Below are 13,962 nucleotides of genomic sequence, written 5' to 3'. Positions count from 1 at the left end.
GTATGTGTCGAAAAATATTTTTTGGACACTCAAAAATGGCGTAAGCCATTGATATATCAACATTTATAGAGGGAGGAAATGACATGACAAATGAATTAAAACGTACTCCACTATTTGATGAATACGCAAAATATGGTGGGAAAACAATTGACTTTGGTGGGTGGGAATTACCTGTACAATTTTCTTCTATAAAAGAAGAACATGATGCAGTCCGTAACCGTGCTGGTCTTTTTGATGTTTCACATATGGGGGAAATTTTTGTAGAAGGCACAGATGCATTATCATATTTACAAAAAATGCTGACGAATGATATCTCCAAAATAGTAGTTGGTGGAGCACAATACAGTGCACTTTGCTATGAAGATGGCGGAGTTGTAGATGATTTATTAACATATCGTTTAGCAGATGAACGATATTTACTATGTGTCAATGCCTCTAATATTGAAAAGGACTTCGAATGGTTGCAAAAACATGTAGAAGGCAATGTTACAGTAACAAACGCTTCCGATAAATATGCTCAAATTGCACTCCAAGGTCCATTAGCAGAGGAATTGCTACAAACGTTAACGACGGAAGACTTGGCAGCGATTAAATATTTCAAATTCAAAGACAATGTGGATGTAGCTGGACAATCGGTACTTGTATCTCGCTCCGGCTATACAGGTGAAGATGGATTTGAAATTTACGGTACACCGGAAGCTATTATCGAACTTTGGAATAAAATTTTGGATGCAGGTAAGGACAAAGGTGTTATTGCAGCAGGATTAGGTGCCCGCGATACATTACGATTTGAAGCATGCCTCCCATTATACGGTCAGGAACTTTCTAAAGATATTAACCCACTTGAAGCTGGGATTGGGTTTGCAGTGAAATTAGCTAAAGAGCCACAATTTATTGGACAACAAGCATTAATTGACCAAAAAGAAAAAGGTCTAGCTCGTAAATCAGTAGGTATTGAGATGATAGATAAAGGGATTCCACGTACTGGATATAAAGTATTCAAAGATGGGGTAGAAATTGGAGAAGTTACAACTGGTACGCAATCTCCGATGACAAAACGCAACATCGGTTTAGCTTTAATTGACGCAAAATTCGCTGAAGTCGGAACTGAGTTGGAAGTTGAAATTCGTAAAAATAGAGCTAAAGCTGTAATTGTGGAAAAACCGTTTTATAAACGTACAAAATAATACTTTTGAAAAGAGGGTTAACAATGAAACATCGTTATTTACCAATGACGGAACAAGATAAGCAAGAAATGTTAGATCGCGTCGGAGTTGCAACAATCGATGAACTTTTTGCAGATATCCCAGAAAAAGTTCGCTTCCAAGGAAACTATAATATTAAACCTGCTAAATCAGAAGCAGCTTTAATGAAGGAATTATTGCAACTAGCAGGCAAAAATAAAGATACTGCCAGCAATGTATCGTTTTTAGGTGCAGGTGTTTATAATCACTACAAGCCGGTAATTGTCGATCATGTTATTTCCCGTTCAGAGTTTTATACAGCCTATACACCATACCAACCAGAAATTTCCCAAGGCGAGCTACAAGCGATTTTTGAGTTCCAAACAATGATCGCTGAACTTACAGGTATGGATATCGCGAACTCCTCTATGTATGATGGTGGAACAGCATTGGCGGAGGCAGGAATGCTTGCAGCAGGTCATACTCGCCGTAAAAAACTATTAGTCTCTGGAGCAGTACACCCAGAGTATAAAGATGTTGTAACGATGTATGCATATGGTCAATCAATTGATGTTGTAACGATTCCAACAAAAGACGGTGTAACAGATGTTGAAGCGTTAAAAGGATTAATTGATGAACAAACAGCTGGCGTTATTGTGCAATATCCAAACTTCTTCGGGCAAATTGAAAACTTACAGCCTCTTGCAGATATCACACATGAAGCAAAAGGATTATTTATCGTGTCGGCAAACCCATTAGCACTTGGGGTATTAACACCTCCAGGGAAATTAGGAGCGGACATTACAGTTGGCGACGCACAGCCATTCGGTATTTCGGAAGCATTCGGTGGTCCACACTGCGGTTATTTCGCAGTTACGACTAAATTAATGCGTAAAGTACCAGGTCGTTTAGTTGGGGAAACAGTGGACCAAGATGGACGTCGTGGTTACGTATTGACATTACAAGCACGTGAACAGCATATTCGTCGTGATAAAGCGACATCAAATATTTGCTCAAATCAAGCGTTACTTGCACTTGCTTCTTCAGTTGCAATGACAGCACTTGGAAAACAGGGTATGCAAGAAATGGCAAAACAAAATATCGTGAAAACACGTTATGCAAAAAACGCCTTTGAAGCAGCTGGCTTCGAAGTTGTATATAAAGGTGCACACTTCAATGAAATCGTAGTAAATACAAAACATAACGTAACACAATTAAATAAAGCGTTAATTGAAAAAGGTATCATCGGAGGATTTGATTTAGGGCGAGTTTACCCGGAATTGGAAAACCACGCACTAATCGCTGTTACTGAAATACGTACAAAAGAAGAAATTGATGCACTAGTTGCAGAAATGGGGGCTTATAATGAATAACGAAAACCAAACACTCATTTTCGAAATTACAAAACCAGGCCGTATCGGTTATAACTTAGAGCCACTGGATGTTCCTAATTTTGATCTTGAGGAGCTTATTCCATCAAATTTAGTACGTCAAGAAGCAGCTGAACTACCTGAAGTTTCTGAATTGGACATTATGCGTCACTATACAGCACTTTCCCGCCGTAACCACGGTGTGGATTCAGGGTTCTATCCATTAGGTTCTTGTACAATGAAATACAATCCAAAAATTAACGAAACAGTTGCACGTTTTTCTGGTTTCGCTAATATTCATCCATTACAGGATGAGTCAACAGTTCAAGGTGCAATGGAATTACTGTACGATTTACAAACATCCCTACAGGAAATTACAGGTATGGATGAAGTAACGCTACAACCTGCAGCAGGTGCACATGGTGAATGGACAGCGCTGATGATGATTCGTGCATTCCATGAGGCCAATGGTGAAGGACACCGAAATAAAGTAATTGTTCCGGATTCAGCACATGGTACAAATCCAGCTTCTGCAACTGTTGCAGGCTTTGAAACAATTACCATTAAATCAGGTGAAGACGGGTTAGTTGATTTAGAAGATTTACGCCGTGTAGTTGGACCAGATACAGCAGCATTAATGCTGACAAACCCAAATACTTTAGGTTTATTCGAAGAAAATATTATAGAGATGGCAAATATTGTTCACGGTGTTGGCGGTAAAGTTTACTATGATGGCGCAAACCTAAATGCGGTTATGAGTAAAGCGCGTCCTGGTGACATGGGCTTTGACTGTGTTCACTTGAATCTGCATAAAACATTTACTGGCCCACACGGTGGTGGTGGTCCAGGTTCAGGTCCTGTCGGTGTAAAAGCGGATTTAATTCCATTCTTACCAAAACCAGTACTAGTGAAAAAAGAAGATGGAACATACCACTTCGATTACAACCGTCCACAGTCAATCGGTCGTGTAAAACCTTATTACGGAAACTTTGGTATAAATGTTCGTGCGTATACGTATATCCGTACAATGGGACCAGATGGCTTGAAAGCTGTTACTGAATATGCAGTATTAAATGCAAACTATATGATGCGCCGTTTGGAAGAGCATTATGATTTACCGTATAACCGTCATTGTAAGCATGAGTTTGTTTTATCGGGGCGTCGCCAGAAGAAATTAGGCGTACGTACGCTGGATATTGCCAAACGCCTACTTGACTTCGGATATCATCCACCAACAGTCTACTTCCCATTAAATGTAGAAGAGGGAATTATGATTGAACCGACTGAAACAGAATCGAAAGAAACTTTAGATGCATTCTGTGATGCAATGATTCAAATTGCGCAAGAAACAATTGATAATTCAGCGCTAGTTCAAGAAGCACCTCATACGACAGTTGTCAATCGTCTAGATGAAACACGTGCTGCAAGAACGCCAGTGTTACGCTATAAAAAACAAGAACAAGTAACAGTGTCGTAAAATTTTCAAAAGGGTCAGAGAAATTCTGACCCTTTTTCTAATGGAGATGTTAGACTTCTTACAATTCACTTTATAATAGTAGAAACTCATAATTAAAAGCCCTCTAATTATTTAGAGAGCCTTTAAGATTAGTTTTTCGATTTTACTTTACCTGTCCAAGTTTTAAAGCCACCCTGTAATTGATAAAGTTGGCTATAACCCTTTTTCTTTAAAGATAGCGCTGCTCGTGCACTACGGCCAGAGTTTTGGCAGTAAAGGTATACAGGTAGGTCAGGACGTATTTCTTTATGACGTGTGTTGAATTGCGTCATAGGAATGTTTCGAGCGCCTAAAATATGGCCAGCTTCGAATTCTTTAGGTTCGCGTAAATCGATTAATTGTGCTTTACGATAGCCTTCAATAAATTGCTCTTGCGTTAAATTTGTTACCGCTTTTTTCAATCGCATTGAATTGATTACTACGTAAGCAACGATTACGACTAAAATTGCTAGAATCGTGTATAAAATTGTCACAGCGATATTGCCCCTTTCTTTCTGTACTTTCTATTATAAGAGATGAACTAGAGTTAGTCGAGCCAGTTTGTTAAAATGAATTATTGGAGGCGAGAAATTGTGAAAAAACAATGGTATTTTATTAATTCCGGTCCATGCAGCTCGGCATATAATATGGCATTAGATGAAGCCTTACTGGATTGGCACAGTGAAGGAGAAATCCCTCCTGTCATTCGATTTTATGAATGGAACCCTGCAACTTTATCAATTGGCTACTTCCAGCAAGTACATAAAGATATTAATCTACAAGCTGTTCAAAACCAAAACTTAGGCTTTATTCGCCGTCCTACAGGTGGACGTGCTGTTTTACATGACCAGGAGCTAACTTATTCGGTGATTGTATCCGAAAGCTATCCAAATATGCCTGAGACGGTAACAGAAGCATATCGTGTTATTAGTGAAGGGATTTTACAAGGATTCCGTCAGCTAGGGTTAAACGCCTATTTTAGCGTACCTGAAACAAAGGAACAGCTGGATGATCTAAAAAAGCCGAAAAGTGCAGTTTGCTTTGATGCTTCGAGCTGGTATGAGCTTGTTGTAGAAGGGAAAAAGGTGGCAGGCAGTGCACAAACACGTCAAAAAGGTGTCATATTACAGCATGGTGCAATATTATTGGATTTAAATGAGGAATTGTTGTTATCGGTATTTAATTTTGATTCTGATGAGGCAAAAGAAAGAATGCGAAAAAAATTACCTGAAAAGGCAGTTGCGATGAACCAGTTTGTTGATATTCCCTTTACAATTGAGCAATGTGTAAATGCATTTTCAAAGGGGTTTGAAGAGGCACTAAATATAGAGCTGACTCCATATGAAATAAACGAAAAGCAACAGCAATATGTGGAACAGTTAATGCAAAAAAAATATTTAACAGATGCCTGGAATTTCAAAAAATAGTTTACGAACACTTGTTTTTATTTTTAAGAAAAAAATTTTGATACTCGAAACGTTGATATATAGGGATTTAACATAAACTGAAAAAAATCAACCCTTGATTGAAAAAAAAATTTGGTGTAATCTTTTTTAAGGAATTATATATAACTCAACATATGGGATAGTCCTAATGAATCAAACACAAGATATGGTGTTTGATTCTCGTTTTTGTTGGGAAAGTTAAAATTATTAAATAGCGTTCAAAGGGGGCTTGCATGGTGGTAAGTGTTTTAGAACAATCCATCCCATTCAATCAATTAAATCAGGATATTAAGCAATTTCCTCAAGTTCATCCGATTACACCTGATATGCATATTACACATAAAGGTGTGTCGCGTCTTGTCATGATTGACCGTTATTCTTTTAAGGATACGGAAAAGAAAACATTAAAAGCAGGAGATTTTGTTGTACTGACAGTAAAGCAGGATCCCAAATTCCCGGCACGTGGACTGGGCATTATCCAATCAATTGATCTCGATAAGAAGAGTGCACTTATTGAAATTGAAGAGGATTATCGCCACGTACTAGAGGGAGAAGAGCAGACAACAGGAATAATCGAGCGCTCTTTAGATATTATTGAAAAGCCTTTGGAAATTTTCTATGAGCAGATTGCAAAGCGAAATGCAACAGGCTTGGCATCTGTAGAAAAAACGGAAGAAAAGCGCACAGAATGGTTCGAGAAGTTTTACGAACAGCTTGTGTCGATGAACTTCATTCCAGCAGGACGAGTAATTTATGGTGCGGGCTCGGAAACAGAAGTAACATTCTTCAACTGTTACGTAATGCCATTTGTAGCAGACTCGCGAGAAGGGATCAGTGACCACCGTAAGCAAGTAATGGAAATTATGAGTCGTGGTGGTGGTGTTGGTACAAACGGTTCAACACTTCGTCCCCGTAACACACTGGCGCGCGGTGTAAACGGTAAATCAAGTGGTTCTGTAAGCTGGCTTGATGATATTGCTAAGCTGACACATCTTGTGGAGCAAGGTGGATCTCGCCGTGGAGCACAAATGATTATGCTGGCAGACTGGCATCCGGATATCGTAGAGTTTATCATTTCAAAAATGCAAAACCCTCGTATTCTGCGTTATCTAATCGAGAATACAGACGATGAGTCTATTATCCGACTAGCAAAAGAAAAGTTGAAATTCAAACCTTTATCACAGCAGGAAGATGCGATGTATCAAGGCATTGTAAACTATAAAAATATTGAAGGCTTTGGTGGATTTAGTGAAGCGATTATCCGTGACGCTGAAACAAAGCTTCGTGATGGCGGGACGTATTCAGTCCATAATGCAGATTTCTTAACAGGTGCGAATATTTCGGTAACGTTAACTAAAGAATTTATGGATGCTGTAGAAAATGATGGGGAATTCCCATTACGTTTCCCTGACGTAGCAAACTATACGCCAGAACAAATGAAAGATTACAATGAAAAATGGCATGAAGTTGGCGATGTTCGCGAATGGGAAAAGCTTGGCTACCCAGTGCGCACATATCGTACAATTAAAGCGAAAGAACTTTGGAATCTGATCAATATTTGTGCGACTTATGCTGCAGAACCAGGGATTTTCTTCATTGATAACGCAAATGACATGACGAACGCAAAGGCGTATGGTCAGCAAGTTGTTGCGACAAACCCTTGTGGTGAGCAACCATTAGCACCATATTCTGTTTGTAATTTAGCAGCAGTGAACTTAGCGAAGTTTGCAAATAAGGAATCAAAAACAGTTGATTTTGAGGCGTTACGTGAAACAGTAAAAGTTGGCGTGCGTATGCAGGATAACGTAATTGATGCAACACCGTACTTCTTGGACGAAAATAAAAAGCAAGCACTTGGTGAACGTCGTGTAGGTCTTGGTGTTATGGGGCTTGCGGATTTACTAATCTATTGCGAAAAAGAATATGGTTCTGAAGAAGGCAATGCACTTGTTGATGAAATCTTCAAAACAATTGCGATTGCAGCTTATGAGCAGTCAATTGAATTAGCAACAGAGCGCGGAAGCTTCCCGTTCTTAGAAGGACAAACAGAAGCGGAAACAGCACGTTTACGTGAAGCATTTATTAACACAGGCTTCATGAAAAAAATGCCGCAGCATATTCGCGAAAATATTGTGGCAAACGGTATTCGCAACTCGCATTTATTGACGGTTGCACCTACGGGTAAACAAGTTGCCCCGTACATTTGTAAAAATGTAGCGTAAACTTGGCTATATGCGGGAAACCCTGGCGTATCTTTTACTACCTAGCTTTGCCAGCACCATAAAGGTAAAAATGTAAAAGTGTTGATAAGAAATTATCTACCAGACAATCCGCAGGGAAGTCGTGGCTGACCCCTCAACGACTACACGCCGAGCACCATTATTTTACGAACACTCGTTCTTGTTTTATAATTAATAAAACAGATAAAGGGTGATTCGATGAAAAAGAATTGTCTTAATTGTGGAAAAGAAATTAATGTAAAACCCAGTCAATTTGAACGGAAGAAATATTGTTCTAGAATCTGTAAAACAGAGTATCAACAAAGCAATCCCCCTCAATTTTGGAGTGAAATGTCAAAAAAGATATTAATTCCATGTTCTTATTGTAAACAACAAATATTGAGGAAACCTTCTCATATTAATAAAACAAATTTTTGCAATATAAATTGCAAAAAACTATATCAAATACAAAATGGTCATTTAGTTAATCAGCATTTGAGAAAAGATGTTGAAGTTAAATGCCTTACCTGTCATCAGTTGTTTATTGTTCCTAAAAATCGTGAGCATACATCAAAGTTTTGTTCTAAGAAATGTTTAGGAAAAGCTAATGGTATTAGAGGAAAGGAACAATATCGTGTTCGAATTATTGTTTCTTGTAGTAATTGTCATAAAAAATTTGAAAAAACTCCCTCTACTATTAGAAAATTAAACTTCTGTACTGTAGCATGTATGTCCACTTATTATGCGGAGAATGAAATGTTCTCTGGTGCTAACAGTGGTACATGGACAGGTGGTAAAGTCTCATATTATGGGCCAAATTGGTATAGTCAACGGAGGAAGGTTAGAGCAAGAGATAAGTATACTTGCCAGGATTGCGGAATTACAGAAGCAGAGTATGGACAAGAGCTTTCCGTACATCACATTATTCCTTTTAAACAATTTAACGGGGATTGGAAGAAAGCGAATCAGCTTTCAAATTTAATTTCTCTATGTGAATTCCCATGTCATAGAAAGAGACATTCTAAAATGGTTGATGATATAGTCTGACCCATATGGCGACATATGGAGCGGGTAATGATAATCCCGCCCTCTAAAATTAGAGAGTAACAAAAGTGAGTACAGGTACAATGGTCGGAGTTGCAACAGGGCTTGAACCTTACTTCAGCTTCACTTACTACCGTTCAGGTCGTTTAGGGAAGTTTATTGAAGTAAAAGCCGAAATCGTAAAAGAATATTTAGATGCGAACCCAGGTGTGGATGAAAATAACTTACCAAACTGGTTCAAATCCTCAATGGAGCTTTCTGCTGAAGCTCATGCAGATGTTCAATGTATTATTCAAAACTGGATTGATTCATCGATTTCGAAAACAGTGAATGCGCCAAAAGGCTATGGAGTAGAGCAAGTACAACAAGTGTACGAGCGTCTATACCGCGGCGGTGCAAAAGGTGGTACGGTGTATGTAGACGGTTCTCGTGATACACAAGTATTAACTTTAAAAGCTGAAGAGGCAAATTCAGATGAGCAATTAGAGTTTGAAGAATTCAAACAAATGGAAGACCAAGTAAAACGTCAAGTTGTGTTAGTGGATACGATTAAACCATTAACAGATACTGACGTAACAATCGGTTCGGAAGTAGGTAATACATGTCCTGTTTGCCGTCAAGGTACGGTAGAGGAAATGGGTGGCTGCAACACATGTACAAACTGTGGCGCACAGCTGAAATGCGGACTATAAATTTTTCCATGTGAATTTGAAATAAATTAAAATCATCCCTCCCCTAAAGATATATTAGAGGAGGGATGATTTTTTTGATTTTTTTACGGCGGAGGGAAATGATTTTAAATTAAATCCTTAACCGGTTCGTGGCATGATGTACTAATGGCCAGGCACGTACGTCAATTTTCTTTGCGAAATGGACGATAGGTACATTACTTTCCACTTCAATGCCTTGCTTTGATAGTATCGTATTTATCGTAATCTCAGCTTCAGCTTTTTGTAAGATCCATGGTCTATGCAAAATTTCACAGCGGACAGGGGTTTTTGACGAATTTAAAGTATAGAAGCAGTAACGCTCCGATATCCATTCATCAAAAGATCCTTTTGCTGCTAAATATGGCTCTGAAACGGGTCTATAGCTACAGGCAAATTCAATTTCCAAGTCATGGCGTCTTTTACTTTCAAATTCAATAGCTGACCCGCGATTGTTAATTTGCATCTTAGAGTACCAATATGGTAAATGGAAAAATGTTCTGGCTCCTTTGACAGCAGGCCAATTGTCAGCATCCAAACTAAAAAAGTATACACCGGGTTTTCCGTCCATCGTCACATATGTACGAACATTAAGTTCCGGAAAACGGTCTGTTCCTGGAATTGGCGGTAGCCCTCGAAATCTTACCCCTGACATAAGAAAAGGAACAACTCCTATCCAATAAGTTCCTTCATATGAATCCAGTTCCAGCTCTTCCGGTACTATCTTTCTTAACATTTCATACTTAATCGGGTAATGGGCAAACAAAAGATCGCTCCATGTCTGCTTCATCCCCCATGGTAAATTTGGCAGTGCCCATGGACGATGACTGTCATCCCACTTATTTTTTTCCGTTATCATCTGTTCTTTCACCGCATTTCGCTTCCTTTGCAATAAATTATTTATATATAAAATATATCACTATTTATATATTCTCTGTAAAAAGGGTGTAAAAAGGGAAATTTGTCCTAAAATATCAGTCTAAATACTGATAGGAAATGATAGTGCAATAACTTATCATTGTAAGGTAGTTTTAAACTATCAGGTATATCCTGCAAATATATGAATGATAGGTGGAAAACATGAATTATCAAGTATTATTATATTATCATTATACAACGATTGAAGATCCGGCAGTATTCTCAGCGGAGCATTTAGCTTTCTGTAAAGAAATCGGTTTAAAGGGACGTATTTTAGTCGCTAATGAAGGCATTAACGGGACAGTTTCCGGAACAATTGAGCAAACAGAAGCCTATATGGAAAAGATGAAGGCAGATCCTTTATTTGAAGGTATCGTATTTAAAATTGATGCGGTAGAAAGCCATGCGTTTAAAAAAATGCATGTTCGTCCACGACCAGAGCTTGTTAACTTAGGCTTAGAGGAAGATGTTAACCCACATGAATTGACAGGCCGTTATTTATCCCCTGAGCAATTTATGAAGGAACTGCAAGATGAGAATACGGTTGTTTTAGATGTGCGAAACACATATGAATATGATGTTGGTCATTTCCGTGGCGCGATTCGACCAGAAGTACAGAATTTTCGTGATACACCGCAATGGGTACGGGAAAACCGTGAACTATTTGAAGGTAAGAACGTATTAACTTATTGCACTGGTGGTATTCGCTGTGAGAAATTCTCTGGCTGGATGAAGCGTGAAGGCTTTGGGGATGTTGGTCAATTGCACGGTGGTGTCGCAACATACAGTAAAGACCCAGCTACAAAAGGTCAACTTTGGGACGGTCAAATGTATGTATTCGATGAGCGTTTAACAGTGCCGATCAACCAGGTAGAGCATGTCGTAGTTGGTCGTGATCACTTCGACGGCACACCATGTGAGCGCTATATTAACTGTGCAAACCCTGAATGCAACAAGCAAGTTTTAGCATCAGAAGAAAATGAAGCGAAGCATTTAGGCGGCTGTACAATAGAGTGCACTAAACATGAACGTAACCGCTATATTGTACGTAATGGGCTGTCTGAGCAACAAGTTGAAGAAGCGATTGCGTTACTGGAAGCATAAAATCTTCTTCTTAATAAATGGGAGATTCCAAATCGAAAAGGTAAGCTATTACACATTCAGTAATGGCTTACCTTTTTTTTTGCCTATTTTGGTAAACTTTCTAATACATAAGAATATCGTAATTTATTGGAGGAAAAAGAAAGGGGGATCTTTATTGGACAAAAAGAAATATTCGCTACTGTTCGGATGCTTTTTGGCTACACTTTTAGTGGCAGGCTGTACAAATGATGAAAATACAACGTCTCGTTCAGATAATGAAGATGCAAATACTATAAGTAAACTTGAACAAACACTTCAGGATCAGCAGGAAACGATTGTAGACCATGAAAATAAACTGACAGCATTGGGTGAGTGGGAGCAAGTCATGAATGAATTATCGCTGCTCAAAGAGTCCAGTTACTATTTGCAAAATCGACTTGATTTACAAGAAGCTGTTATAAACGAAACAACTAATTATAAAACGGCTATTTTAAATAGCTTCGATATTAACGAAGAATCGTTTGATATCAATATTACGTATAAGAATAAAGTCATCGATGAGGATGCGCCGAATGGTTATCGCCTATTTGAATCCGGTGAAGGGACTAAAGAGATAAGTATAAAAAAGGATGTGCCAATCTGGATGCTCGAAAACCCGGGAGAATCAGTACAAGTAACTTGGGAGGAATTTGCTCCAATGAGCGGATTTCTGAAATTATATGAAAAAGATGGGGAAGTTGTATTCATCTCAGAAATATATTTACCTTAATTTTCTTGTTTCACAGTCTATTGCTTTAAATAGGCTGTGTTTTTAATGAATAAACATCGTGTATAATAAGGGAAAATGCTTTAAAGGGGTACTTTTTGTGCAAAAAATTTATGTAGTAGAAGATGATACGGTAATTTTGGAAGAATTAAAACAGCTCTTAAAAAGTAATGGCTATTTACCCGTGGATGCACCACCGTGTGACTTAGCGCTGTTAGATGTCAATCTTCCAGGAGAAAGTGGCTTTGAAATTTGCCGTAAGCTCCGAGAATCTTCAGATGTGCCAATCATCTTTTTGACGGCACGGGATTCTACAGAGGACGAACTTATTGGGTTTGGAGTGGGTGCGGATGATTATATTCGCAAACCTTATAATTCTTCAATACTATTAGCACGCATTTCACGATTATTGATGAGAAAAATAACAAGTCATCAGTCAGTACGCGGATTAACCTTAGATGTAGGGAATATGATGGTTAGCTTTGAAAATAATTCTACCGAGCTTACCAAAAATGAAACACGTATTTTAGCTTGTTTAATGAAAAAAGAACTTGTTACAAGGGAAGAAATTATAGAGGATTTATGGAATAACTCGCTGTATATTGATGAAAATACATTGTATGTAAACATTAACCGATTGCGCGAAAAGCTAAAACAACTAAATGCGACAGATTTTATTAAAACAGTACGTGGCGTAGGATACCGTCTATGATCAGAGAATTTCTACAGTCTAAACTCATATCGGTAGGTTTCTTGTGGATTGGCTATTTTTTATTTCTGTTAATTTTTATGTTAATTGATGTACCATTTGGAACGATTGCCATGATATCATTTGCCTTTATTTTCATACAGCTCAGCTGGCTTATAACAAGCTTTTTTTATGAAAAGAAGCGCTATGAAGAAATGAAGCAGCAGATGGAAAAGCTAGAGGAAACATATTTATTAGGTGAAGTTTTACGAAAACCAAGATCTTTAGTAGAGCATAAATATTATGAGGCGATGCTGGCTGTTAGTCGAGATGCTATATCCCGTGTTGAGCAAAGCGAACGTTCAGCGAAAGAATATAAGGAATACGTGGAGCAATGGATTCATGAAATCAAAACACCTCTAACTGCGATGTCGTTAATATTAGCCAATGAGCAGGATGTTTGGAAATTGCGTCGGGAGCTAAAGCGTGCGGATAATTTAACTGAAAACATTTTACATTATGCGCGGCTTGATTCCATCGAAAAGGACAAGCAGCTGAAAGAACATTCACTGAATGCCATTTTAAATGATGTGGTGAAAAACCAAATGGATTTATTAATTGCGTCAAAAATGAAGGTCGAAATTGAGGGAGATGCCAATATTTATACGGATAATAAAGCTCTACAATTTATCGTCAATCAGCTATTGACGAATAGTGCTAAATATTGCCCTGGTGCGAAGATTACAATGCGTGTAGAGGGTACGGAACTAATTTATGAAGATGATGGAATCGGTATTTTGGCTCACGAATTAGAGCGTATTACGGAACGGGGATATACAGGGTCAAACGGTCGTAAATTAGGGACAAGTACTGGAATGGGCTTATATATTGTGGCACAGCTGTGCAAAGAGTTACATATCGAGTTGAAAATAAAATCAGAACATAACAACTACACTCGATTTCAGTTAATCTTTCCAAATCTAACGGAAATGTAAGAATTCTGCTACCACTCTGTTAGAAAAGATTTGTGCACAGCGTGATAT

The 13,962-nt window shown here is 38.3% G+C and carries 12 protein-coding genes and 1 pseudogene; 11 read left to right on the top strand and 2 right to left on the bottom strand.

The window, feature by feature from the left end; genetic code table 11:
• Positions 1 to 83: 83 nt before the first annotated feature.
• The 3 genes from gcvT to gcvPB are packed head-to-tail and all read left to right on the top strand — an operon-like array spanning position 84 to position 4,031.
• On the top strand, positions 84 to 1,187 hold the full coding sequence (gene gcvT, locus H9632_RS10490) for a glycine cleavage system aminomethyltransferase GcvT (protein WP_191704048.1): 1,104 nt from the start codon (positions 84 to 86) through the stop codon (positions 1,185 to 1,187).
• A 23-nt stretch (positions 1,188 to 1,210) separates the two neighbouring features.
• The gene (gcvPA, locus tag H9632_RS10485; RefSeq protein ID WP_191704047.1) at positions 1,211 to 2,557 is read left to right on the top strand and encodes an aminomethyl-transferring glycine dehydrogenase subunit GcvPA; all 1,347 of its coding nucleotides are present in this window, start codon (positions 1,211 to 1,213) and stop codon (positions 2,555 to 2,557) included.
• Positions 2,550 to 4,031: an aminomethyl-transferring glycine dehydrogenase subunit GcvPB gene (gene gcvPB / locus H9632_RS10480; RefSeq protein ID WP_191704046.1), complete on the top strand. Its 1,482-nt coding sequence runs from the start codon at positions 2,550 to 2,552 to the stop codon at positions 4,029 to 4,031. Before gcvPA ends, gcvPB begins: the two co-directional genes overlap by 8 nt.
• Positions 4,032 to 4,159: 128 nt before the next feature.
• Here gcvPB and H9632_RS10475 read toward each other — a convergent pair whose 3' ends face one another.
• Positions 4,160 to 4,543, bottom strand: coding sequence for a rhodanese-like domain-containing protein (locus H9632_RS10475; protein ID WP_191700099.1), 384 nt, complete (start codon positions 4,541 to 4,543; stop codon positions 4,160 to 4,162).
• Between the two features lie 153 nt (positions 4,544 to 4,696).
• Between H9632_RS10475 and H9632_RS10470 the strand changes: the two genes are divergently transcribed.
• The 4 genes and pseudogenes from H9632_RS10470 to H9632_RS10455 all read left to right on the top strand — a co-directional run bounded on the left by H9632_RS10470 (position 4,697) and on the right by H9632_RS10455 (position 9,449).
• Positions 4,697 to 5,476 (top strand): lipoate--protein ligase family protein, encoded by a 780-nt coding sequence (locus H9632_RS10470; RefSeq protein WP_225223790.1) that lies wholly within the window; start codon positions 4,697 to 4,699, stop codon positions 5,474 to 5,476.
• Positions 5,477 to 5,727: 251 nt separating this feature from the next.
• Positions 5,728 to 7,677: pseudogene (locus tag H9632_RS10465) on the top strand (vitamin B12-dependent ribonucleotide reductase); the annotation flags it as partial.
• A gap of 255 nt (positions 7,678 to 7,932) precedes the next feature.
• Positions 7,933 to 8,760 (top strand): HNH endonuclease, encoded by an 828-nt coding sequence (locus tag H9632_RS18860; RefSeq protein WP_225223780.1) that lies wholly within the window; start codon positions 7,933 to 7,935, stop codon positions 8,758 to 8,760.
• A 65-nt stretch (positions 8,761 to 8,825) separates the two neighbouring features.
• Complete coding sequence (locus H9632_RS10455) at positions 8,826 to 9,449, top strand: response regulator SirA (RefSeq protein WP_191704044.1); 624 nt, start codon at positions 8,826 to 8,828, stop codon at positions 9,447 to 9,449.
• Positions 9,450 to 9,558: 109 nt separating this feature from the next.
• Here the strand turns inward: H9632_RS10455 and H9632_RS10450 are convergent, their stop codons facing one another.
• Positions 9,559 to 10,323, bottom strand: coding sequence for a YqjF family protein (locus tag H9632_RS10450; RefSeq protein WP_191704061.1), 765 nt, complete (start codon positions 10,321 to 10,323; stop codon positions 9,559 to 9,561).
• Between the two features lie 221 nt (positions 10,324 to 10,544).
• Here H9632_RS10450 and trhO point away from each other — a divergent pair, with 221 nt between their 5' ends.
• The 4 genes from trhO to H9632_RS10430 all read left to right on the top strand — a co-directional run bounded on the left by trhO (position 10,545) and on the right by H9632_RS10430 (position 13,914).
• Entirely contained in the window at positions 10,545 to 11,486 is a 942-nt protein-coding gene (gene trhO, locus H9632_RS10445; RefSeq protein ID WP_191704043.1) for an oxygen-dependent tRNA uridine(34) hydroxylase TrhO, read from the top strand.
• 154 nt (positions 11,487 to 11,640) lie between these two features.
• On the top strand, positions 11,641 to 12,234 hold the full coding sequence (locus H9632_RS10440) for a hypothetical protein (RefSeq protein ID WP_191704042.1): 594 nt from the start codon (positions 11,641 to 11,643) through the stop codon (positions 12,232 to 12,234).
• A gap of 97 nt (positions 12,235 to 12,331) precedes the next feature.
• A complete protein-coding gene (locus tag H9632_RS19080; protein WP_191704041.1) occupies positions 12,332 to 12,943 on the top strand; it encodes a response regulator transcription factor in 612 nt (203 codons plus the stop codon).
• Positions 12,940 to 13,914, top strand: coding sequence for a sensor histidine kinase (locus H9632_RS10430; protein WP_191704040.1), 975 nt, complete (start codon positions 12,940 to 12,942; stop codon positions 13,912 to 13,914). Before H9632_RS19080 ends, H9632_RS10430 begins: the two co-directional genes overlap by 4 nt.
• The last annotated feature ends 48 nt before the right edge of the window (positions 13,915 to 13,962 follow it).

It is taken from the genome of Solibacillus merdavium, assembly GCF_014836935.1.
Taxonomy (GTDB): Bacteria; Bacillota; Bacilli; order Bacillales_A; family Planococcaceae; genus Solibacillus; species Solibacillus ferritrahens.
The sequence above is the reverse complement of the archived record's forward strand: the minus strand, read 5'-3'. Positions and strand labels throughout refer to the sequence as shown.